At 69.8% G+C, this 21,769-nt stretch carries 19 protein-coding genes; 12 read left to right on the top strand and 7 right to left on the bottom strand.

Annotated features, from left to right (window positions below):
- Positions 1-171 precede the first annotated feature (171 nt).
- Positions 172-849, bottom strand: a complete 678-nt coding sequence (locus ACFQ4H_RS19850; RefSeq protein WP_377572492.1) for a TetR/AcrR family transcriptional regulator — start codon at positions 847-849, stop codon at positions 172-174.
- Positions 850-899: 50 nt separating this feature from the next.
- Between ACFQ4H_RS19850 and ACFQ4H_RS19845 the strand changes: the two genes are divergently transcribed.
- Positions 900-2,600, top strand: coding sequence for an FAD-dependent monooxygenase (locus ACFQ4H_RS19845; protein WP_377572491.1), 1,701 nt, complete (start codon positions 900-902; stop codon positions 2,598-2,600).
- On the top strand, positions 2,597-3,517 hold the full coding sequence (locus ACFQ4H_RS19840) for an MBL fold metallo-hydrolase (protein WP_377572490.1): 921 nt from the start codon (positions 2,597-2,599) through the stop codon (positions 3,515-3,517). Before ACFQ4H_RS19845 ends, ACFQ4H_RS19840 begins: the two co-directional genes overlap by 4 nt.
- A gap of 67 nt (positions 3,518-3,584) precedes the next feature.
- Here the strand turns inward: ACFQ4H_RS19840 and ACFQ4H_RS19835 are convergent, their stop codons facing one another.
- The 5 genes from ACFQ4H_RS19835 to ACFQ4H_RS19815 all read right to left on the bottom strand — a co-directional run bounded on the left by ACFQ4H_RS19835 (position 3,585) and on the right by ACFQ4H_RS19815 (position 8,320).
- The gene (locus ACFQ4H_RS19835) at positions 3,585-3,743 is read right to left on the bottom strand and encodes a hypothetical protein (RefSeq protein ID WP_377572489.1); all 159 of its coding nucleotides are present in this window, start codon (positions 3,741-3,743) and stop codon (positions 3,585-3,587) included.
- A 160-nt stretch (positions 3,744-3,903) separates the two neighbouring features.
- Positions 3,904-4,644: a YwiC-like family protein gene (locus ACFQ4H_RS19830; protein WP_377572488.1), complete on the bottom strand. Its 741-nt coding sequence runs from the start codon at positions 4,642-4,644 to the stop codon at positions 3,904-3,906.
- Between the two features lie 20 nt (positions 4,645-4,664).
- Positions 4,665-6,077 (bottom strand): multicopper oxidase domain-containing protein, encoded by a 1,413-nt coding sequence (locus tag ACFQ4H_RS19825; protein WP_377572487.1) that lies wholly within the window; start codon positions 6,075-6,077, stop codon positions 4,665-4,667.
- A 3-nt stretch (positions 6,078-6,080) separates the two neighbouring features.
- Positions 6,081-7,376 (bottom strand): hypothetical protein, encoded by a 1,296-nt coding sequence (locus ACFQ4H_RS19820; protein WP_377572486.1) that lies wholly within the window; start codon positions 7,374-7,376, stop codon positions 6,081-6,083.
- Positions 7,373-8,320, bottom strand: coding sequence for a helix-turn-helix transcriptional regulator (locus ACFQ4H_RS19815; RefSeq protein ID WP_377572485.1), 948 nt, complete (start codon positions 8,318-8,320; stop codon positions 7,373-7,375). The genes ACFQ4H_RS19820 and ACFQ4H_RS19815 overlap by 4 nt, the downstream gene beginning before the upstream one ends.
- A gap of 126 nt (positions 8,321-8,446) precedes the next feature.
- On the opposite strand from ACFQ4H_RS19815, the gene ACFQ4H_RS19810 reads away from it, so the two are divergent.
- The 10 genes from ACFQ4H_RS19810 to ACFQ4H_RS19765 all read left to right on the top strand — a co-directional run bounded on the left by ACFQ4H_RS19810 (position 8,447) and on the right by ACFQ4H_RS19765 (position 20,302).
- A complete protein-coding gene (locus ACFQ4H_RS19810; RefSeq protein ID WP_377572484.1) occupies positions 8,447-8,935 on the top strand; it encodes a hemerythrin domain-containing protein in 489 nt (162 codons plus the stop codon).
- Between the two features lie 521 nt (positions 8,936-9,456).
- On the top strand, positions 9,457-13,119 hold the full coding sequence (locus ACFQ4H_RS19805) for a nitrate reductase subunit alpha (protein WP_377572483.1): 3,663 nt from the start codon (positions 9,457-9,459) through the stop codon (positions 13,117-13,119).
- Positions 13,119-14,816 (top strand): nitrate reductase subunit beta, encoded by a 1,698-nt coding sequence (narH, locus tag ACFQ4H_RS19800; RefSeq protein ID WP_377572482.1) that lies wholly within the window; start codon positions 13,119-13,121, stop codon positions 14,814-14,816. Before ACFQ4H_RS19805 ends, narH begins: the two co-directional genes overlap by 1 nt.
- Positions 14,813-15,436: a nitrate reductase molybdenum cofactor assembly chaperone gene (gene narJ, locus ACFQ4H_RS19795; RefSeq protein ID WP_377572481.1), complete on the top strand. Its 624-nt coding sequence runs from the start codon at positions 14,813-14,815 to the stop codon at positions 15,434-15,436. Before narH ends, narJ begins: the two co-directional genes overlap by 4 nt.
- 61 nt (positions 15,437-15,497) lie before the next feature.
- Positions 15,498-16,259: a respiratory nitrate reductase subunit gamma gene (gene narI, locus ACFQ4H_RS19790; RefSeq protein WP_377572480.1), complete on the top strand. Its 762-nt coding sequence runs from the start codon at positions 15,498-15,500 to the stop codon at positions 16,257-16,259.
- Positions 16,256-16,501 carry a MoaD/ThiS family protein gene (locus ACFQ4H_RS19785; RefSeq protein ID WP_377572479.1) on the top strand — a complete coding sequence of 82 codons (246 nt, stop codon included), beginning with the start codon at positions 16,256-16,258 and terminating at the stop codon, positions 16,499-16,501. Before narI ends, ACFQ4H_RS19785 begins: the two co-directional genes overlap by 4 nt.
- A gap of 141 nt (positions 16,502-16,642) precedes the next feature.
- Positions 16,643-17,863, top strand: coding sequence for an MFS transporter (locus ACFQ4H_RS19780; protein WP_377572478.1), 1,221 nt, complete (start codon positions 16,643-16,645; stop codon positions 17,861-17,863).
- A 24-nt stretch (positions 17,864-17,887) separates the two neighbouring features.
- Positions 17,888-18,178 (top strand): DUF6457 domain-containing protein, encoded by a 291-nt coding sequence (locus ACFQ4H_RS19775; RefSeq protein WP_377572477.1) that lies wholly within the window; start codon positions 17,888-17,890, stop codon positions 18,176-18,178.
- Between the two features lie 295 nt (positions 18,179-18,473).
- Positions 18,474-19,649 carry a sensor histidine kinase gene (locus tag ACFQ4H_RS19770; protein ID WP_377572476.1) on the top strand — a complete coding sequence of 392 codons (1,176 nt, stop codon included), beginning with the start codon at positions 18,474-18,476 and terminating at the stop codon, positions 19,647-19,649.
- Entirely contained in the window at positions 19,646-20,302 is a 657-nt protein-coding gene (locus ACFQ4H_RS19765; protein ID WP_377572475.1) for a response regulator, read from the top strand. The genes ACFQ4H_RS19770 and ACFQ4H_RS19765 overlap by 4 nt, the downstream gene beginning before the upstream one ends.
- Before the next feature lie 41 nt (positions 20,303-20,343).
- Here ACFQ4H_RS19765 and ACFQ4H_RS19760 read toward each other — a convergent pair whose 3' ends face one another.
- On the bottom strand, positions 20,344-21,750 hold the full coding sequence (locus tag ACFQ4H_RS19760; RefSeq protein ID WP_377572474.1) for a condensation domain-containing protein: 1,407 nt from the start codon (positions 21,748-21,750) through the stop codon (positions 20,344-20,346).
- Positions 21,751-21,769 lie beyond the last annotated feature (19 nt).

The raw sequence follows: 21,769 nt of genomic DNA, 5'->3' as shown, positions 1-21,769 counted from the left end.
AACCCGAACACCGCCTCCTACTGGATGGCAACCGACAACCTGGCCGACTGGATCGCCACCCGCGGCTACTCCGCCTGACACACAACAACACAACAACAACCACGAAGGGCCAGCCCAACCGGGCTGGCCCTTCGTCGCGTCCCGGGTCGGAGGATGGCCCAGGCCCACGGCCTAGGCAGCGTCGGCGTCGGAGAGGTGCCGTGCGCAGGTGTCCGCCAGGAGGCTGGTGATGCGGGCGACGAGTTCCTCGTGCGGATAGTCGAACCGGGTCGGTCGCTGCGGGCCGAAGATGAGGTGCTGCTGGGCCAGGGCCATGGCGGTACGGATCGCGAAGTCGAGGTCGCGTTCGACGTCGGCCACCCGGTGCGGTGGAACCCGGGGCACCACCTGCATGGCGATCGCGGTGGACAGGGTGGTGCCCAGTTCTGCGGCGCAGGCGTACATTCTCGCGTTGTCCGCCAGGAGCACGCTGCGCAGCAGCCGGTGGTTGTCCCGGTAGAACGTGACCAGTTCACCCGTGGCGTAGGCGAGGAACTCCGGCAGTGGCAGGTGTGCCCGGGCCGGGTCGGTGATCGCCTCGACGATCCGGTCGGCTGCCCGCTGCCGGAAGCGCTCGTGGACCCCGAGCAGCAGGGCGGTCTTGTCGGAGAAGCGGGCGTAGATCGCGGTCGGGGCGCTGGCCGATCGGGCGGACACCTCGGCGATGGTGATCTGGTCGAAGGGTTTCTCGGCCAGGAGTTCCTCGACGGCGGTCAGGATCCGCTCCATGGTGGCGCGGCTGCGGGCCTGGCGGGGCTGGACGACTCTCGACTCGCTGGCCGTACCGCCGGCTGGTTGGTCCACGCTCATGCGGCAACCGTACCCGTTGACAGTAACGGTAGTACGATTACCATTTGCCTGTGACCCACATCTCTCCCCCTCCCCCTGTCCTCGTTCTTGGTGGCGGCCCGGTCGGCCTGGCAGCTGCCCTGGAACTGGCGAGCTTCGGTATCCGTACGGTGGTGCTGGAGCAGCGGACGGAAACGTCCTGGCATCCGAAGACCCGTAACCTCAACACCCGGACGATGGAGATCGCCCAGGGCTGGGGGCGGGCCGTCTACCAGCGGTTACGTGGCATCGACACCCCGCCGGGCTGGAAGAGTCCGATCCGGTTCTTCGACACCCTCACCGGTACGCAGCTGGGACAGATCGAGGCCCGGGGGTTCCTCGGCCCGGGGCCGGAGGTCAGCCCCGCCCTGCCGGTGATGTCGTCGCAGGACCTCATCGAGCAGATCCTCTGGGACGCAGCCGCCGCGACCGGGCTGGTCGACCTGCGGTTCGGCCATCGGGTGACCCGGGTGCTGACCGGTTGGCGGCCCGAGGACACCGACGCATCCGTGGAGGTGACCGATCCGGAGTCCGGGGCCACCTACGCGCTCTCCGGGAGCGCCCTCGTCGCCGCCGACGGGGTGGAGAGTCTCGTACGGACGCAGTTGGGGATCGCGTTGGACGGGCAGCAGGCCGTTCACCACTTCGTCAACTGCTACTTCCGGGCCGACCTGGAGTCACACCTGGGTGATCGGAACGGCGTACTGCTCTACGTGGGTGGCCCGCAGGCCAGGGGGACGTTCCAGCCGCTGGATGCCCGGGGCCGGTGGCTGTGCCAGATTCCGGTGCCCGAGGACGAGTGGGCGTCCGGCGAGCACACCCCCGAGTCGTGTGTCCGGTGGATCCGGGCCGGCTCCGGGATCGAGGACCTGGACGTAGAGGTGCTCAACGTCGGCCGGTGGCGGATGAACGCCACCGTCGCCGAGCGGCTCGTCCAGGGCCGGGTCGTGCTGTGCGGCGACGCCGCCCACCAGTTCCCGCCCACCGGCGGCCTCGGGGTCAACACCGGCCTACAGGGCATGCACAACGTGATGTGGAAGCTGGCCCTCTGCGTGCGGGGAGTCGCCGACTGGTCGCTGCTCGACACGTACGACGCCGAGCGCCGTCCGCCGGCGAAGACCGTCACCGAGCAGTCGTTGGCGAACTTCTTCCACGTCGTGCAGGTCGCGGTGGCCATCATGTACGGCGTCGAGCAGCAGCTCAGTCCGGAGGAGAGCATCCGGGCGGCGCACCGGTACGGCAACCACCTCGGCGTCGAGTTCGGGACGGTCTACGCCTCGGCTGCCGTCGTACCGGACGGGACGGTTCCTCCGCCGGTCGACGACCCGTACGCCGACTACGTGCCGAGTGCCACCCCGGGGTGCCGGGCTCCGCACGTGTGGCTGGGTCGGGGCGGGGAGCAGTTGTCGACCCTGGACCTGTTCGGTCCCCGGTTCACGCTCCTGACCACCGTTGCCGGCCGGGCCTGGCAGCATGGTGCCGCCCTCGCCGCCGAGCGGTACGGCGTACCGGTGGCCTCGTTCGCCATCGGCGCTGCCGGGCTCGAGGACGACAACGGTGCCTTCACCACCGCGTACGGCATCGAGGCGACCGGGGCCGTCCTGGTACGGCCGGACGGCTACGTCGCCTGGCGCGCGCCTGCTGCCAGTGACGATGCCGACGGGGTCCTCGACCGGGTGCTGGGGCAGATCCTCGGCCGAGCGGGCGTCGTCGCTGCTGTCGGGGTGTCGTGAGGTTCCCGCTCTCCCGCCCGTCGATGGTGCCCTACGCCGCCTGGGCGCAGTCCGGCGGCGGGTCACGGTCCGGTGCCGTCCGTACGACGTTCCTCGGCACCAGCACCGTCCTCGTACGGGACGCGAACACGTCGCTGCTGGTCGACGGGTTCTTCACCCGCCCCGGACTGCTGCGGGTGGCGCTGGGCCGGATCGGTCCCGATCGCCGGACCATCGAAGCCTGCCTGTCCCGGGCCGGCATCGGTTCCCTCGACGCGGTGCTGTGCGCCCACTCCCACTACGACCATGCCCTGGACTCGCCCGTCGTCGCCGACATCTTCGATGCCCCGCTGGTCGGCTCGACGTCCACGATGAACGTCGGACGCGGCTACGGGCTGCCGGAACGGCTCCTGCGGCCGGTTCGGGACGGTGAGACGCTGGTCTTCGGCGACTTCGAGGTCACCCTCGTGGCCGGGCGGCACAGTCCGGGGGATGTCGCTCCCGGTGGCGTCGACGCTCCGTTGACGCCACCGGCCCGCTACCGGGCGTGGCGTACCGGTGAGTGCTACTCGATCTTCTTCAGGCATCCCGCCGGCACGGTCCTCGTGCAGGCCAGCGCCAACTACGTGCCGGGCGGGCTCGACGCCCATCGCGCCGACACCGTCTATCTGAGCATCGGCCGGCTCGGCAGGGAGTCGGACCGGTTCCGTCAGGAGTACTGGCGGCATGTCGTACGGGCCACCGGGGCGAGCACCGTTCTGCCGGTGCACTGGGACGACTTCATGCGTCCTCTCGATCAGCCGCTGCGGGCCATGCCCCACTTCATGGACGACATCGCGGCGGCCATGGACTTCGTCGTCCAGCAGTGTCGACGTGACGGCATCACCCTCGTCCTACCCGGTCCGTGGCAGGAGCGGTTCCTGGGAGACGAGGGGTAGCGAAGCCACACGTGACGAAGGGCCAGCCCGATCGGGCTGGCCCTTCGTCACAGCTGACGGGCGATCGTCAGCTCTTGGCCTTCTGCTTGGCCATGGCCGGGTCCATCCCCTTGTCGACCTTCTTCATCGCATCCTTCAACTGCTGCTCGCTCATCTTCGAGCTGCCCGGGATACCCGCCTGGTGGGCACGTTGGCGCATTTCATGGATCTGCTGCTGAGAACCCATTTCACACCACCTCTGCCTCTGGCGACGAGGACGCCGCATCGTACTTCCAGCCGTTGCCTTCCCCTGCCCGTACGGCCCAAACCAGGGCCGGCCGTCTCGGCGGCACCGGCGTCGACCCGGTCAGAAGGGCGTCGACCCGGTCAGAAGGGCGTCGACCCGGTCAGACCACCACGACCACGACCAGCAGCAACACGGAGTTGACGATCTCCAGGATGCCGACCTGCTTGGGGGTCAACTTCCGTCCGGGCAGCACCCAGGCGCGGGCCAGCAGGATGGCGAAGAGTGCCCCCAGCAGCCAATCGGCCCAGGCGGCGAGCGCGAAGACCACCAGGTGGTACACCACCGAGACGACCCGGTACCCGGCACTGCCACGTTCCCGGATCATCGTCTTGACGTACAGGACGGTGCCGGTGAAGTAGGCCAGTACGGCCAGGAACACGCCGCTCACCTGCTCGACCGGCACATCCGCGACGGTCGCGGCGACGAGGACCATGAGGCAGCTCTGGAGCACCGAGGCCAGGTCGTTGACGAGCGCCCGTTCCTTACGTCGCCAGGCGTAGACGGCGTTGGCGACGAGTAGTACAGCGTAGGCGGGGGCGTACCAGAGCAGGTCCGGGTGGACGGCGAGGACCAGACCACCGAGCAGGACCGTCGGTGGGCCGTACGCCAGCAACTGGTCTCGGAAGCGTCGCGGTCGGCGGGTCTTGACCGCCTGTAGGGCGTAGTAGGACAGCAGGTACCCGGTCAGCCACGCGCCGAACAGCGGTAGGTGGGTCCACCGGAAGCCCGCGACGAGCACGCCCGCCAGCCAGGGCAGGACCAGCATCGCCCAGGCACCGTGCTGGGGTGGGATGAACTGGCGTACCGGGCGTCGTCTGGCCGGCGGGCGGGATCTGGTCATGGCAGCAGGAGTCGTCATCGTCAGCTCACTTTGAATACGCCTCGGGCACCGCGTTCGGCGTCGACCATGATGTGGTTGACGAAGGGATAGTTGCCCGGCTCGGGGAAGACGGTTTCGACGAAGCCGCCGCCGGCCGCGCTGAGGTCGAGCACCTGGGCGGCTCCCGGGTCGCTGGGGCGCAGCTGCCACTGCCCCTCACGGTAGAGGGTGTCGAAGTGGGCTCCGACGATGTGGAAGGAGCAGGCCCGGTTGGGGCCGGCGTTGAGCACCCAGATGCGTACGCGTTCGCCGGCCTTGGCGGTCAGTGGGCGGTGGGCGTACTGGGAGACGTAGCCGTTGAAGACGACGGCGTCGGGGCGTTCGGCCTGCATCTTGGTCAGGTCACCGGGTTCGCCGTCCGGGCCGAGGTAGAACTCGGACTGGACGAGGACGTATTCGCGGTCGACGGCGGGCAGGTTGGGCGGGTCGATGATGACGGCCCCGAACATGCCGTTTCCGATGTGGTGCAGCATCGGCATGGTCGAGCAGTGGTACATCCAGATGCCGGCCTTGGTGGCGGTGAACCGGTAGACCAGTCGCTGACCGGGGTCGATGGGTCGCATTGGCTGGTCGGGGGCGAGGGCACCGGCGTGGAAGTCGATGCCGTGGTCGAGGCTGCCGTCGTTGATCAGGGTGATCTCGAAGGTGTCGCCGATGCGTCCGCGCAGGATCGGGCCGGGCGCGGTGCCGTTGAAGGTCCACAGCTTCTGTCGTACGCCCGGGGCGACCTCGCGGAGCACCTCCTGGACGCGCAGTTCGAGCCGGTGCAACCGACCCGTCGGCGTGACCGGCGCGTTGGCGTCACGGGCGGTGAATCCGGGACCGGGGTCGGCCATCGCGTCGATTCTGGGCGCGGCGGTCTGGGGAGCGTCGGTGGGAGACGTGGCGGCGTGGTCGTGGCCGGCTGCCGACGAGTCGGTGGCCTTGCCGCCGGTGGTGACGATGGTCAGGGTCATGCCGGCCTGCCGGTGACCGGGTAGCGAGCACCAGCCCTCGGTGGTGGAGCCGATGACGCCGGCGTCGAGTTGGGCGGTGCCGTCGGTCGACAGGAACGGGGTCCTGGCTCCGGTGGCGAGGACGAGGTCGTGGCGGCGGTCGTCACGGTTGGTCAGTTCGATGACGAGTCGGTTGCCGGCGGGGACGGTGATCCGGTTCGGGTGGTAGCGCATGCCTTCGGCGGTCACCTTGACCGTGGTGGTTTCACCGGTGGCCGGCACGCTGACTGCGGCTGCTGCCTGGGGGGTGCCGGTCTCGGCGGCCTTCTGGCCGGCGACGCCGACGAGCGTGGCCAGTAGGACCAGTGCCACACCGACGGCGACGCCGACGAGGGGCCGGTTGGGCGCAGCCGGGGGCTCGGGGGCTGCGGGCGTGGCGGGGGCGGGGGTTGGGAGCACCGGTTACCTCCGGGCGGTGAGCAGGACCCGGATGGCCGGGACGAGGAACTGCAGCAGGGCGACCAGGACCAGCAGTGAGGTGGTGATCCGCACGTACGGCGGGACGGGCAGCATGAAGACGATCAACGCAGCGTTGCCCATCGCCACCCGTTGCGGCCAGTTCCGGTCGAGGATCGCGTTGCGTGGCCTGACCTTGCTGGGGCCACCACCGAGCACCACGGGCATCAGGTAGGCCAGCGCGCCGATCAGGATCTGGGCGGTGAAGCCGACCAGCAGCGGGACGAGTACGTCGCTGAAGTTCTCCATGGCTTCGGCCGGTCCGGGTGAGAACAGCAGGGTGCCGGTGTCGATGGCGAGGGCGACCAGTAGCCAGCCGCTGGCGGAGGCGATCGACCAGGCGGCGAAGGAGGCCGGTTGCTTGCCCTGGGCGACGGTGAGGGCGGGTCGTAGGGCGATCACCGCGCCGGTGGCGAACAGCGCCAGCCCGACGAAGGCGACGGGTCGCCACCAGGTGAGCAGCCCGGTGCCGAGTAGCGCGAGGCCGGCCAGGGCGAAGGGCAGGGCCTTGCTGGCGGCGCGTACCGCGTTGTCGGCCATCCGGGTGCGCAGCACGGTGGGCCACAGGGTGAGCAGGGTGCCGAGGACGGTCAGCGTGACCCAGCCGAGCAGGTTGACGTGGGCGTGGAAGAGCAGCAGGTGTGGCCGGAAGTCGTCGTCGACACCCATCATCCAGGCACCTACCGGGATGCCGATCAGCAGTGCTGCCGATGCGGCCAGGTAGTAGCGGACGGTGATGGCGAGGCGGGTCGGTAGCGCTGCCCGTAGGCGGGCGGTCAGCCAGGCCAGGTGGGCGGTGACGGCGACGAAGACGACGGTGGCACCGGCCATCCCCACCCAGGGGATGTCGAGGCCGCCGCCGGTCAGCACAACGACGATGCCGATGTTGAGCAGGACCAGCCGGAGGGTCTCGGCCCGCCGGTTGGCGGGGGCCGGTACGCGGAGTACCGCGGCGGTGAAGTGGGCGCTCCAGACGACGATGGCGTTGGTGACCGCACCGAGCAGGAGCAGGTGGATGAGGAGCCACCGCCAGGTGGGCAGGAACGGGTGGATGCATCCGACCACCACGATTCCGGCGAGGTAGGCCAGTGGCAGTGCGGAGATGCGGCGGTGCCAGCGGGCCCGGCCGGTGACCGGCGAGGTCTGCACGACGGGTAGCTGCTGGCCGACGAGGCTCGGGGGGTCCGTCACCGGGGTGGGCGTCTGGGTTGCCGGGCGGGTCACCGGCTGTCGGGTGGTCATGCCGCTCCCTGCCCTGGCTGTTCCGGCTGTTCTGCCTGTTCCGTCTCGCCGAGGGAGAGTCGGACCACGCAGGCCGTGGGTGCGCCGAAGGGTTCGAGTACGGCGTTGCCGTTGGGTGCGCCCGCGTACTCCATGACGCCCCGGATCACGCCGACGTGTAGTCCGCACATCGCGTCCGGGTTGCGTCCGACCAGTTCCAGGAACGGGCAGGTGTGCAGGTGGACCTCGGCCGCGATCGGCTGCTCCGGGGTGCCGGCCTGTGCTGCTGCGACCGGCTGCACCGCTGCGACCGGCTGGCCTGCTGCGCCAGTGGTTGTGGTGCTGGCGGTTGTTTCGCTGGCGGTTGTTGCGCCGGCGGTTGTTGCGCCGGCGGTTGTTGCGCTGGGCTCCGTCGTGCTGGTCCCCGCTGCTCCGGCCTCCGCTGCGCCGGTCCCAGCTGCGCCGGGCGCCGTCGTGCCGGGCTCGGCCAGCCGGGGGTTGAAGCCCAGTCCGCTGAGAACGGTCAGTACGGCTTTGACCGGGTCGTCGCTGCGCTCCGTCGCTGCGGCCAGGTGGCGGCCCCAGGTACGGCCGATGCGCCCGGCCACCGCGCGTACGTCTCCATCGGCTCCGCCGAGATGCTCCAGCAGTGCTGCCGCCAGTGAGCGGTACGGTGCCGGGGCCGGCGTCTCGTCGGCGGTGGCCCGGTATCGCCACGCGGGGCGTCCCGGTTGCCCGCCGCTGGCGCGTGCCTTCACCAGCAGCCCGGCCTCGACGAGACGGTCGAGGTGCGCGCGGGCGGTGGACAGGTGCAGTCCGGTACGCTCCGCCACCTCGGCGGTGTTCATGCCGCCGTCGGTGCCTCGTACGATCTTCAGGATCGCCACCCGGCTGGCGGTGGCCAGCGCGCGGTGCCGCGGCGTGTCGATCGTCTCCCCGACGGGCCCCGTTCTGGAGGTTTTCACGTCACGCAACGTTACAACGTCAAACGGCCTCAAAACCCGTCCAGCGTCGGGCCCTTCGGCCCTACTTGTTCGGGTAGTGCCGGCCCATGATGGGACCTGTTACCTATGCCGGTGAGGAGACGGAGCGTGTGCAACTACTGCGGCTGTCGGGACTTCCCGCTGATCGCCCGACTCTCCGCCGAGCACGAGGACATCGCCAACGCCGCCGGGCGGCTGCGGACGTCGATCCTGCACGGCACCGACGACCGGTTCGAGGCGCTGGACGCCCTGATCGACCTGCTGATGCCGCACACGGCCACCGAGGAGAACGGCCTGTTCCGTGAACTGCGGGCCGAGGGCAGCCTCACCGAGGAGGTCGACAAGCTGTGCGCCGAGCACGACGACATCCATGGCGTGCTGGGTTCGATCGACCGTCAGGATCCGGACTGGGCGGCGGTGCTGGCGGCGCTCGAGCGGCTGACCCGACACATCGACAACGAGGAACACGGGCTCTTTCCCGCCTCCGTCATCGTCCTGCCGATCACCGCGTGGGATCGAGTGACATATCCCACTACCTCCGAATCGCCAACCCAGCCGGCCGACGACCAGCAGGTAGCGACCGGGGCCAGCAGCTAGGGCCACGGGCTCGCTGATCGTCATCTCTTCGGATGGCGTTCCCACACCGACGACCCGACCCTCAGCCTGCCCGGATCGGTCCGGCGGCGACCCGTCGGGCGGCCGACCGGGCCGCGCCCGATCCAGCCCCGACCCCCGTTGCCCCAGTTTTCCCGCCGGCGACGACATTCATGACTGACCGTCAGCACCACGGGACCGGCCAATCCGGCCCCCCGCCGTCTGGAACGAGGAAACCCCCGCTCAGGCCAGAAGCGCTTCCTCCGGTGAAGCGGAGCAGAGCCGTTCGAGGGGAGCGCCCCTCCGGCCATCGGGGTCACCAGGCGTAATCGTGACGCCCGGCCCGGGAAGCCACCGGGGACCGGCCGAGACGAACCTCACCAGGCGGGTGTGCCGGGACCTTCGGCCTGGGCCTACCAACAATCACCCTTCCACGATGGCTGCGGATTCCGCGCTTCGGTTGCGAACATCAACAACCGGTACCAAGGTGGGCACCAGACCTATCGGACGAGGGAATGAGGCATATGTCGCGAGCGACCGATACAGCGGGGCGGGCGCTACTGGCGGTAGGCGGCCTGGTCCGCCGGGCGGATGTCTCGCCGGATGGGCGGGCGCTCTACCAGATCGGTGGGCGCGAGGCGGACTCGTTCTACCGGGACCGCTCGTCCTACGACAAGGTGGTGCGCTCCACCCACGGGGTGAACTGCACCGGTTCCTGCTCCTGGAAGGTGTACGTCAAGGACGGCATCATCACCTGGGAGCAGCAGCAGACCGACTATCCGAGCGTCGGACCGGACCGCCCGGAGTACGAGCCGCGCGGCTGCCCGCGCGGTGCCGCCTTCTCCTGGTACACCTACTCCCCCACCCGGGTGCGGTACCCGTACGCCCGGGGGATCCTGGTGGAGATGTACCGGGAGGCCAAGGGTCGGCTGGGTGATCCGGTCGCGGCCTGGGCCGACATCCAGAACGACCCGCAGCGGCGTCGGCGCTACCAGAAGGCCCGGGGCAAGGGCGGGCTGGTGCGGATCTCCTGGGACGAGGCCCAGGAGATGATCGCCGCCGCGCACGTGCACACCATCAAGGAGTACGGCCCGGACCGGATCGCCGGCTTCTCGCCGATCCCGGCGATGTCGATGGTGTCGCACGCGGTCGGTGCCCGGTTCCTGTCGCTGATCGGCGGCTCGATGCTGTCGTTCTACGACTGGTACGCCGACCTGCCGGTGGCCTCACCACAGGTGTTCGGCGACCAGACCGACGTGCCGGAGTCCGGGGACTGGTGGGACGCCTCCTACTTCGTGATGTGGGGGTCGAACGTCCCGGTCACCCGTACGCCGGACGCGCACTGGATGGCCGAGGCACGTTACCGGGGCCAGAAGGTGGTGGTGGTCAGCCCGGACTTCGCCGACAACGTCAAGTTCGCCGACGAGTGGCTGCCGGCGCAGCCGGGCACCGACGGGGCGCTGGCGATGGCGATGGGCCACGTCATCCTCAGGGAGTTCTTCGTCGAGCGGCGCACCGAACGCTTCGAGGACTACGTCCGTCGCTTCACCGACCTGCCGTTCCTGATCACTCTCGAACCTACCGGGGATGGCAGCTACCGGCCCGGCAAGTTCCTCACCGCCGCGGACCTGGGTGAGACCGGCAAGGAAGCCGCCTTCAAGACGGTGCTGTGGGACACCGCAACCGACGCGCCGGCCGTACCACGTGGGAGCCTCGGGCACCGCTGGGGCGAGGAGTCGGGACAGTGGAACCTCGACCTCGGTGACCTGGATCCGGCGCTGACCTGCCTCGGCGGCGAGTCCGTGCAGGTGTCGCTGCCCCGGTTCGACACCGACGAGCCGCAGGTGCTGCGTCGGGGCGTACCGACGCGTCGGGTCGGCGAGCACGTGGTGACCAACGTCTTCGACCTGCTGCTGGCCCAGTACGGGGTGGCCCGACCGGGACTGCCCGGACAGTGGCCCGCCGACTACGACGACGTGGACGTGCCTTACACCCCGGCGTGGCAGGAGCCGATCACCGGCGTACCGGCCGCGCAGGTGGCCCGGATCGCGCGGGAGTTCGCCGACAACGCGGAGCGTTCCGGCGGCCGGTCGATGATCCTGCTCGGCGCGGGCACCAACCACTGGTTCCACTCCGACGCCACCTACCGGGCCATCCTCGCCCTGACCACCCTCACCGGCTGTCAGGGAGTCAACGGCGGCGGTTGGGCGCACTACGTCGGGCAGGAGAAGTGCCGGCCGGTGACCGGCTGGACACAGTTGGCGTTCGGGCTGGACTGGGTGCGCCCGCCCCGGCAGATGATCGGTACGGCGTTCTGGTACCTCCACACCGACCAGTGGCGCTACGACACGTACTCCGCCGACGTGGTCTCCTCCCCCACCGGAAAGGGCATCTTCGCCGGTCGGCACACCGCCGACCTGATGGCCCAGTCGGCCCGGTTGGGCTGGATGCCGAGCATGCCGACGTTCGACCGTAGTCCGCTGGACCTCGCCGACGAGGCACTGGCCGCGTCGCCGGACAATCCCGCCGGTTGGGTCGCCGACCAGCTCGGCGCGGGTCGGGTGGGCTTCGCCTGCACCGATCCGGACGCACCGCAGAACTGGCCCCGGGTGTTGACCGTGTGGCGGGCCAACCTGCTCGGCTCGTCGGCCAAGGGCAACGAGTACTTCCTGCGGCACCTGCTGGGCACCGACGCGTCGCTGCGGGCCGACGAGGCACCGCCGGAGCTGCGCCCGAAGGACGTGACCTGGCGGGACGAGGCCCCGGAGGGCAAGCTCGACCTGCTGCTGTCGCTGGACTTCCGGATGACCTCCACGACGCTCTTCTCCGACATCGTGCTGCCGGCCGCCACCTGGTACGAGAAACACGACCTGAGCAGCACGGACATGCACCCGTTCGTGCACGCGTTCACCCCGGCGATCAACCCGCCGTGGCAGACCAGGACCGACTTCGACGCGTTCCACGGCATCGCCCGGGCGTTCTCCGGTCTGGCCGCGAACCACCTCGGCGTACGCAAGGATCTGGTCGCGGCACCGCTGCTGCACGACACACCGGATGCGATGGCGACCCCGCACGGGGTGGTCCGCGACTGGGCGGTCACCGGTGAGCCACCGGTGCCGGGAAAGACCATGTCCAAGCTGGTCGTCGTCGAGCGTGACTACGGTGCGGTGGCCGACAAGATGGCCGCCCTCGGCCCGCTGCTGGACAAACTCGGTACCACCGGCAAGGGGGTGTCGGTCGACGTCAACCCGGAGGTGGAGTACCTGCGCCGCAAGAACGGCGCGGTACGCGGCGGCGCGGCCGACGGCCGGCCGTCGTTGGCGAAGGACGTCCATGCCTGCGAGGCGATCCTGGCGCTGTCCGGCACCACGAACGGCCGGGTCGCCACCGTCGGCTTCAAGGACGTGGAGCGGCGCACCGGCGTGAAGCTGGCCGACCTGGCCGCCGAGCACGAGGGCAAGCAGATCACCTTCGTCGACACCCAGTCCCGTCCGGTGCCGGTGATCACCAGCCCGGAGTGGTCGGGCAGTGAGCACGGTGGGCGGCGGTACTCCCCGTTCACCATCAACGTCGAGCGGCTCAAGCCGTGGCACACGCTGACCGGGCGGCAGCACTTCTTCCTGGACCACGACTGGATGCAGGAGGTTGGCGAGACGATGCCGATCTTCCGGCCGCCACTGGATATGCACAGGTTGTTCGGTGAACCGAGGTTGGGCCGCAACGGCGAACTGGAGATCACGGTCCGCTACCTGACCCCGCACTCGAAGTGGTCCATCCACTCCGAGTACCAGGACAACCTGATCATGCTGACGTTGTCCCGGGGTGGGCCGACGATGTGGATGAGCGAGGCCGACGCGGCCAAGATCGGCGTACGGGACAACGACTGGATCGAGGCGGTCAACCGCAACGGTGTGGTGGTCTGCCGGGCCGTGGTCACCCACAAGATGCCCGAGGGCACGGTGTACATGTACCACGCCCAGGAGCGGGTCATCGACGTGCCGAAGGCGGAGATCAACGGTCGACGCGGCGGTATCCACAACTCGCTGACCCGGTTGCTGGTCAAGCCCACCCACCTGATCGGCGGGTACGCCCAACTCTCCTTCGCCTTCAACTATCTCGGTCCCACCGGTAACCAACGCGACGAGGTCACGGTGATCCGGCGACGCTCCCAGGAGGTGCAGTACTGATGCGGGTCATGGCACAGATGTCGATGGTGATGAACCTCGACAAGTGCATCGGCTGCCACACCTGCTCGGTCACCTGCAAGCAGGCGTGGACCAACCGCTCCGGGGTGGAGTACGTCTGGTTCAACAACGTGGAGACCCGGCCGGGGCAGGGCTATCCGCGTACGTACGAGGACCAGGACCGGTGGCAGGGCGGCTGGGTGCGTACCCGGTCGGGTCGGCTCAAGCCGAAGGCCGGCGGTCGGGTGAAGAAGATGTTCAGCATCTTCGCCAACCCGAAGCTGCCGTCCATGCAGGACTACTACGAGCCGTGGACGTACGACTACGAGCACCTGCTGTCCGCGCCGGCCGGTGACGACATCCCGGTGGCCCGGCCCAAGTCGCTGCTCACCGGCAAGGACACGAAGATCACCTGGAGTGCCAACTGGGACGACTCGTTGGGTGGTGGCAACGAGGTCGCCGCCGGTGACCCGATCCTGGCGAAGGTCTCCGACCAGGTACGCCAGGAGTACGAAAAGGCGTTCATGTTCTTCCTGCCGCGTATCTGCGAGCACTGCCTGAACCCGTCCTGCGCCGCGTCCTGCCCGTCCGGGGCGATCTACAAGCGGGCCGAGGACGGTATCGTGCTGGTCGACCAGGACCGGTGCCGGGGCTGGCGGATGTGTGTGACCGGCTGCCCGTACAAGAAGGTGTACTTCAACCACCGCACCGGCAAGGCCGAGAAGTGCACGTTCTGCTTTCCCCGGATCGAGATCGGGCAGCCCACCATCTGCTCGGAGACCTGCGTGGGGCGGCTGCGTTACCTCGGGCTGATGCTCTACGACGCCGATGCGGTCGCCACAGCCGCCGCGGTGGAGAACGAGCAGGACCTGTACGCGGCGCAGCGCTCCGTCTTCCTCGACCCGCACGACCCGAAGGTGGTCACCGCGGCCCGGGCCGCCGGCATCCCGGACGACTGGATCGAGGCGGCCCAGCGGTCGCCGATCTGGGATCTGATCATGAAGTACCAGGTGGCCCTGCCGTTGCACCCGGAGTACCGGACCATGCCGATGGTCTGGTACATCCCACCGCTGTCCCCGGTGGTGGACGTGCTGCGGGAGACCGGCCATGACGGTGAGGACGCCGGCAACCTCTTCGGCGCGGTGGACGCGCTGCGGATCCCGGTGGAGTACCTGGCCGAACTGTTCACCGCCGGTGATCCGGCCCCGGTACGGGCGGTGCTCCACCGACTGGCCGCGATGCGCGCCTACCAGCGGCGCATCAACCTCGGCGAGCCGGCCGACGAGTCGATCGCGGAGGCGGTCGGAATGACCGGCCAGCAGATCGACGACATGTACCGCCTGTTGGCGATCGCCAAGTACGAGCAGCGCTACGTCATCCCGGCCGCGCACGCCGAGGACGCGCACCGGCTCGAACAGATTGGCACTGAATGCAGCCTGGAGTACGAGGGCGGGCCGGGCATGGGCGGCGGTGGGCCGTACGGGCAGGGACCGTTCGGCGAGTCCTCCGGCCTGCCCGCCCCGATCCAGACGGAGACCTTCCAGATGCTGCGCAACCGGCAGACCGCCGACACGATGGCCGCGCCGGATAACAAGGCCAGCCGGGTCAACCTGCTCAACTGGGACGGCAAGGGCCACCCCGACGGGCTGTTCCCGCCCCGGTCGAGGGCCTCGGAGGAGACGGACGGAGGCGAGAGGTGAACCAGCCATCCTGGCGGGCGGTGGCGGCACGTGCCGCGTCACTGCTGCTGCGCTACCCCGATGAGCAGGTCATGGCCGCGCTGCCGGTGCTGCGGGCCGCCCTGGCCGAGTTGCCGGCGGCGGTCGCCGAGCCGCTGCGGGCGGTGGTGGCGTACCGGGCCGAGACCGACCTCACCCAACTGCGGGCCGAGTACGTGCAGGTGTTCGACTTCCGTCGGCGCTGCTGCCTGCACCTGACCTACTACACGGCTGGGGACACCCGGAAACGGGGTGAGGCGCTGGTCGGCTTCGCCGGTGCGTACAAGCAGGCGGGGCTGACCGTGATCGACGGTGAGTTGCCCGACTACCTGCCGGCGGTGCTCGACCTCGCCGCAGCCGACGACGCCGGTTGGCGGCTGCTGCGGAGCAACCGGGTCGGCCTGGATCTGCTGGTGGACTCGCTGGCGGCGGAGAAGTCGGTCTACCGGCACTGCGTGGTGGCCGTACGCGAGATGCTGCCCCCACCGCAGCCGGCGGACCTGGCCGCCGCCGCGCAGCTGGCCCGCACCGGCCCGCCGGTGGAACAGGTGGGCCTGGAACCGTTCGGGCTTGTCGACACCACGAGCGGAGGGCGTCGGTGAGCGCGAGGAGTGAACGAGCGAAGCGAGAGAGCCCCGCAGTCGCGAAGGAAAGGCTGGTGCGATGAATGTACTGCTTTGGGTGGTCTTCCCCTATCTGTCCATCGCCATCTTGATCGGCGGCCTGATCTGGCGCTACCGATACGACAAGTTCGGCTGGACCACCCGCTCGTCACAGCTCTACGAGACGAACATCCTGCGCTGGGGCAGCCCGCTGTTCCACTTCGGCATTCTCATGGTCATCATCGGACACGTCGGTGGGCTGCTCATCCCCAAGTCGTGGACCGAGGCCGTCGGCATCACCGAGCACACCTACCACCTGCTGGCAGTCTTCATCGGGACCGTGGCCGGCTTCTGCACCCTCATCGGCGCGGCCATCCTCATCGCCCGACGACGCCTGACCGGACCGGTCTTCGCCGCCACCACCCGCAACGACAAGGCCATGTACGTCGTACTGGTCGGGGTCATCGTGCTCGGCCTGCTGGCCACCGTACGGGCCAACATCACCGGTAACGGCTACGACTACCGGGAGACGATCTCGCCGTGGTTCCGGTCGCTGTTCTACCTGAGCCCGGATCCCGAGATCATGGCCGGCACGCCGATCGGTTTCCGGATCCACGTCCTGGCCGCGTTCGCGCTCTTCGCGTTCTGGCCGTTCACCCGTCTGGTGCACGCGTTCAGCGCCCCGGTCGGGTACGCCACCCGGCCGTACATCGTCTACCGCAGCCGGGACGACCGGCCGGGTCTGCGCCCCAACCGCCCCGGCTGGGAGGGCCCGCCTCGACTGCCCGTGTCGGCCAACAAGCGGGGAAGGACGGGCCGATGAGCACCGTACTCGTGCGTTACTTCGCCGGGGCTCGGGCCGCCGCCGGGGTGACGGAGGAGAAGGTCTCCGCCGCCACCCTCGGCGACCTGCTGGCGAACCTCGGCTGTCAGCACGGTCCCGCGTTGGCGACGACGCTGACCGCCTGTAGCTACCTGGTGGACGGCGCCCAGTGGCGGGACCGCTCGGCGCCCCTACCGGACGCCGCCACGGTCGACGTGCTGCCACCGTTCGCGGGTGGTTGACGCCACCCTGGCGGCAGGACCTACGACCCTCTACTACCGGTAATTCCCCGTCAAGGCTGACTGATGACACAGCAACCGACTGGTCTGCTGCACCACCGGCAATCCCCGTCCCGACGGACGGCACTTCCTACGAGGTGATCCATGACCACCAACAAGAGCCCACGGACACCGGCCCCCTCAGCCGGCGGTACCGGGGGCAGCGCGGCGCTCAACCTCGCCATAGCCACCATCGGGTTCCTGGTCAACTTCTGGGCCTGGGCCCTGCTGGGGCCGCTCGGCCCCGGCATCAAGGAGCGCCTCGGACTCAGCTTCGCCGCCCAGTCGCTGCTCGTCGCCGTGCCGGTGGTCGTCGGCTCGCTCGGCCGGATCCCGGTGGGTGCGCTCACCGACCGGTTCGGCGCACGGGTGATGTTCCCGCTGGTCAGCCTCGTCACGATCATCCCGGTGCTGACCCTGTCATACGTCTCGTCGTACGCCGCGCTGATCGTCACCGGCTTCTTCCTCGGCATCGGCGGTACGGCCTTCGCCGTCGGTGTGCCGCACGTCTCCAGCTGGTACCCACCGGCCCGGCGCGGCTTCGCCCTCGGGGTCTTCGGCATCGGCATGGGCGGCACCGCCATCGCCAACTTCACCACCGTGAAGCTCGCCGACGCCTACGGCGACAAGGCCCCGTTCCTGCTGGTCTCGGCGGTACTGGCCGGCTACGCCGTAATCGCGTTCCTGCTGCTGCGCGACTCGCCCAGCCGGCAGCGCCCCCAGGGTTCCGCACTCGCCCGGATGCTCGACGTGAGCAAGCTGTCGGTGACCTGGCAACTGTGCTTCCTGTACGCGGTCGGCTTCGGTGGCTTCGTCGCCTTCAGCGTGTACCTGCCGGCCTACCTGCGCACCGCCTACGGGTTGGAAGCCGGTGACGCGGCCATCCGTACCGCCGGGTTCGTGGTGCTGGCGGTGATCGCCCGCCCGATCGGTGGCTGGCTCTCCGACAAGCTGCACCCGGTCCCGGTACTCGTCTGGTGCTTCGCCGGGACGGCGTTGTTCGCCGTCATCCAGGCCTTCCAGCCGCCGCTGATGCCGGTCGCCACGATCGCCTTCCTCGGCATGGCGGTGTTGCTCGGTGCCGCCAGTGGTGGCGTGTTCGCCCTGGTCGGCAGGGTCGCGCCCGCTGACAAGGTGGGCACGGTCACCGGGCTGGTCGGCGCGGCCGGCGGCCTCGGCGGTTTCGTCCCGCCGCTGGTCATGGGCTGGGTCTACGGTGCGCAGGGCTCGTACGCCATCGGGCTGATGCTGCTGTCCGACGTGGCGCTGGCCGCCGCCGTCTACACCGGCGTCAAGATGAGCGGCCTCGCCCGACGGGCCAGCTGACCCCGCAGCGACAGGAGCTTGCAGATGGACACCCAGACACCGTTGCAGGAATGGCTCGACAGGGTGGCCGACGCCCTGGGCACCGAGGAGATGTCCGTCGACGACCGCGCCGCGATCCTCGACGTGGTCCGCCAGGTCGCGCACGGCGTGTACCGGCCGGCGGGGCCGCTGGCCGCCTACCTGATGGGTACGGTGGTGGGTCGCGGTGGCGACCTGCGCGTCGCGGCGGCCACCGTCGCGGACCTCGTGGCCGACTGGCAACCGGGGGCCGGGCCGGAGCCGGCGGCGGTCGGAGACGCCGGCAGCCCCGGGTAGGAGTGACCAGCCGCCAGCCCTGACATCGGGTCGCGGGCCGGATCCGGCGCCGTCGACGCCGATGGAGAGGCTTCCGGCCGGTGGGTTACCGCCCACCGGCCGGAAGCCTCGTGTCAACGGTGTGGATCCTGTCGCGGAACCTCGACCCGCCCGAGCGGATGTGACTCGTCGACAGACATGCACCATCCTGGAAAGGTGCCCGGCCACCGGCATCGCCCCAGGACACGGTCGGACGCGTGACTGACCGTACTTTTGACCGGTTCGGCCCGCCCGGCGATTTTCTAGCCTGGACCGCATGACCACTTCGGACTGGCCAGCCCGGTGGACCGGGATCGCATGTGACGTCGGGTTCGCCCTGGTCGCCGTCCCGGGCCTGGTCTTCACCGCCTACGTGATCAGCGACAGCTGGGGCGGCAGCTACGCGCTGTTCGACGCCGTCGCATCCGTGGTGATGTGCCTGCTGGCCCTGGCCCGTCGGATCAGCCGGGCCGGTACGGCGACCGCCGGTTTGGTCGTCACCGCAACGGCCGTCGCCGTCGCCGAGATCGGCGGCCTGCCGCAGGAGCCCGGTCCGGTCACCTCGCTGGCGCTGGCCGTGCTGGTCGGATCGGCGATCCGTACCCTGTCCCCGCCCTGGGCCGGCGGCATCGCGGCCGGTGGCCTGCTGGTGGTGGTCGCCGGCTGGGTCTCCGGCGGGTTCAAGACCGTCGTGGTGCTGGGCACCCTGGCCTGGCTCGGTGCTCTCGTCCTCGGCGCGGCGCTGCGGCTGATCGACTACCGCCGCGACGCCACCGCCGAGAGGGTGCGCCGCGACGAACGGCTGGCGTTGGCCCGGGAACTGCACGACATCGTCGCCCACCACATCACCGGCATCGTGCTACAGGCCCAGGCCGCGCAGCTCGTCACCGACCAGCAGCCGGCGGCGGTGGTCGGTTCCCTGGCGGGCATCGAGGCGGCCGGCTCGGAGGCGCTCGCCGCCATGCGCCGGGTGGTCGGTCTGCTGCGTGACACCGAGGATGCCGCTCCCGCGTCTCCCGGCCCGGAACAGCTCAGCCACCTGGTCGACCGCTTCCTCCGGCACGGCCCGGCGGTACAGCTGCGGACGCCGGCGGACACCTCGTCCTGGCCGCCCGAGTTGACCAGCACGGTGTACCGGATCGTGCAGGAGGCCCTGACCAACATCTCCCGACACGCGCCCCGGGCCCGGTCGGTCACCGTCACCGTCGACCAGGGACCGGAGACGATCACCGTCGAGGTCGTCGACGACGCCCCGCCGGCCACCGGCCGGCACCCACACCGTGCCGGCTACGGTCTGATCGGAATGCGGGAGCGGCTACAGAACCTCGATGGCACGTTGCAGGCGGGGCCACGCCCGGGCGGAGGCTGGGCCGTCCTGGCCACCCTGCCCGCACCGCAGGACGCCGACCGGGGGCGGGCCCTGTCCGCGTCCACCACGGAGGGGACGTGGTGACCATCCGGGTCCTGATCGCCGACGACCAGGCGATGGTCCGCAGCGGCCTGCGGCTGATCCTGGAGAACCAGCCCGACATCAGCGTGGTGGCCGAGGCGGTGGACGGCGTGGACGCCATCGCCCAGGCCCGGCAGCTACGCCCGGACGTCTGTCTGGTCGACATCCGCATGCCCAGGCTGGACGGCATCGCGGTCACCCGCGCCCTGGCGGGGCCGGGGGTGGCCGCCCCACTGCGGGTCATCGTGGTCACCACCTTCGACCTCGACGAGTACGTCTACGGCGCGCTGCTCGGCGGCGCGGTCGGCTTCATCCTCAAGGACGCCGGCCCGGCCCTGCTCGTCGAGGCCGTACGAGCGGCCGACAACGGCGACGCACTGGTATCCCCCTCGATCACGCTGCGCCTGCTGCGCCACCTGACGCCCAGGGACGCGTCGTCCGGGCGTGAACCCGCGAAGCCACTGTCCGAGCGGGAACTGGAGGTGGTCAGGACGATCGCGCGCGGTCGTACCAACCAGGAGATCGCCGCCGAGCTGTTCATCTCCCTCAGCACGGTGAAGAGCCACGTGGCCGGTATCCAGGCCAAGCTCGGCGTCCGTAACCGGGTCGAGATCGCCGCCTGGGCCTGGGAGCGCCGGATCGTGACGAGCACCTGACACGCACGTGGTTGCGTACGCCGGTCGCGGGCGGGACCGGCTCACCCGAGCATCGGCCAGGGCACCTCCCGGAAGGCCGCCTCGACCAGCAGTTCCTCGATGCCGAACAGAAAGCTCTCCGCCTGGTCCGGTGGCAGGTAACGGGTGTCAGTGGTGATCACCAGCTCGACCGCGCCGGGTACGTCGACCACCTGGATCCGGCAGCGCCAGGCGAACCGGTCGAACAGTTCGGTCCAGGTGAAGGTGGTTCCCGCCGACATCGCCCGTACGGTCGCCTCGTCCGGGCCGGTCGTGGTCGTACCGGGCTCGTGGGGCAGCCGGATGTCGTTGAAGTAGCAGTACGGTGCCAGCATGGTGCCGAAGTCGAGTCCCACCTCGGCGAGGGCCCGCTGTATCGCGGCCGGGTCGTAGTACGCGTGCCGGTAGCCGTCCAACGACGCCTGCCGGGTGCGTGCCAGCAGCTCGCTGAAGGTTGGCCGATCGGCCAGGTCCAGGGCACAGAATCCGATCTGGTTCAGTTTGGTGATCGCGTTGTCGTACTCCGGCTGGAAGCGGTTGTTCGCCATCGTGACGATCCCGCACCCCGGCTCTCCGCTGCGTACGGTGGAGACCGCGCCGATCGCCGCCAGGAGGACGGTGGAGGTGCTGACCCGGTGCCGGGCGGCGATCAGCCGGGTGGCGGTGTCGATCGCGGCGGAGACCAGTGAGCCCTTCCGGTAGCGGGGGGTCAGTGCGGGACCGGCCGTGGTGAGCATGCCCGGCGGAGGGGGTTGGAACCGGCGACGCCAGTAGGCTATCGCCCGCTCCGAGCGCCGCTGTTCGATCTGCTGCTCGCGTCGGGCCACCGCCACCGACTGTAGGCCGGGTGCGGTGGTCAGGGTCCCGCGTAGCAGCAGCATCCGCAGGTCACGCAGGATGATCTCAACCGCGTAGAAGTCCACCGTCGAGTGGCTGAAGACGATGACGATCTGCCGTACCCGGTCGTCGACCGTCACCAGGGCGACCCGCAGCGGCCATTCGCCGGCATGGTCGAACCGTGGCTGCCCGAGCCGTTCGGCCAGGGCCTGCGCCGCCGCCCGGCCGTCGGGGTCGGCGTCGGCCTTCTCGACGGCATCGACGAGCAGCGGTAGCCGGCCGGTGGGCGCGGCCACCTGACGCAGCTGCCCGTCGACAACTTCGACCCGGGTACGCAGCGACTCGTGCCGGCTGACCAGTGCCCCGATCGCCCGGCTCGCCGTCGGGACGTCCGCGTTGGCCCGCTGCGAGACGGCGAGGATGCGGCGCAGGTTGAGGAAGGTCTCCTGTGCCTCGAACTCCGCGACCGATCGCCACATGGCGCGCTGTCCCCAGGTGAGCGGCCCGGTCGCGGCCCGCTCACCGTGGAAGTCCGCATAGGTCGGACCCGCTGTGCCGGGTTCGTGGGGAGCGACTGACCGGGAAATCTGCATCTCTCAGGATACGTCGCGA

Source organism: Micromonospora sonneratiae, assembly GCF_042679305.1.
Lineage (GTDB): Bacteria > Actinomycetota > Actinomycetes > Mycobacteriales > Micromonosporaceae > Micromonospora_H > Micromonospora_H sonneratiae.
This window is presented reverse-complemented; position numbering and strand designations above follow the sequence as displayed.

Coding starts and splice junctions, on each gene's coding strand:
- ACFQ4H_RS19850 (WP_377572492.1), bottom strand. CDS start 849: ATGAGCGTGGACCAACCAGCCGGCGGTACGGCCAGCGAGTCGAGAGTC.
- ACFQ4H_RS19835 (WP_377572489.1), bottom strand. CDS start 3,743: ATGGGTTCTCAGCAGCAGATCCATGAAATGCGCCAACGTGCCCACCAG.
- ACFQ4H_RS19830 (WP_377572488.1), bottom strand. CDS start 4,644: ATGACCAGATCCCGCCCGCCGGCCAGACGACGCCCGGTACGCCAGTTC.
- ACFQ4H_RS19820 (WP_377572486.1), bottom strand. CDS start 7,376: ATGACCACCCGACAGCCGGTGACCCGCCCGGCAACCCAGACGCCCACC.
- ACFQ4H_RS19805 (WP_377572483.1), top strand. CDS start 9,457: ATGTCGCGAGCGACCGATACAGCGGGGCGGGCGCTACTGGCGGTAGGC.
- narH (WP_377572482.1), top strand. CDS start 13,119: ATGCGGGTCATGGCACAGATGTCGATGGTGATGAACCTCGACAAGTGC.
- narI (WP_377572480.1), top strand. CDS start 15,498: ATGAATGTACTGCTTTGGGTGGTCTTCCCCTATCTGTCCATCGCCATC.
- ACFQ4H_RS19785 (WP_377572479.1), top strand. CDS start 16,256: ATGAGCACCGTACTCGTGCGTTACTTCGCCGGGGCTCGGGCCGCCGCC.
- ACFQ4H_RS19780 (WP_377572478.1), top strand. CDS start 16,643: ATGACCACCAACAAGAGCCCACGGACACCGGCCCCCTCAGCCGGCGGT.
- ACFQ4H_RS19775 (WP_377572477.1), top strand. CDS start 17,888: ATGGACACCCAGACACCGTTGCAGGAATGGCTCGACAGGGTGGCCGAC.
- ACFQ4H_RS19770 (WP_377572476.1), top strand. CDS start 18,474: ATGACCACTTCGGACTGGCCAGCCCGGTGGACCGGGATCGCATGTGAC.
- ACFQ4H_RS19760 (WP_377572474.1), bottom strand. CDS start 21,750: ATGCAGATTTCCCGGTCAGTCGCTCCCCACGAACCCGGCACAGCGGGT.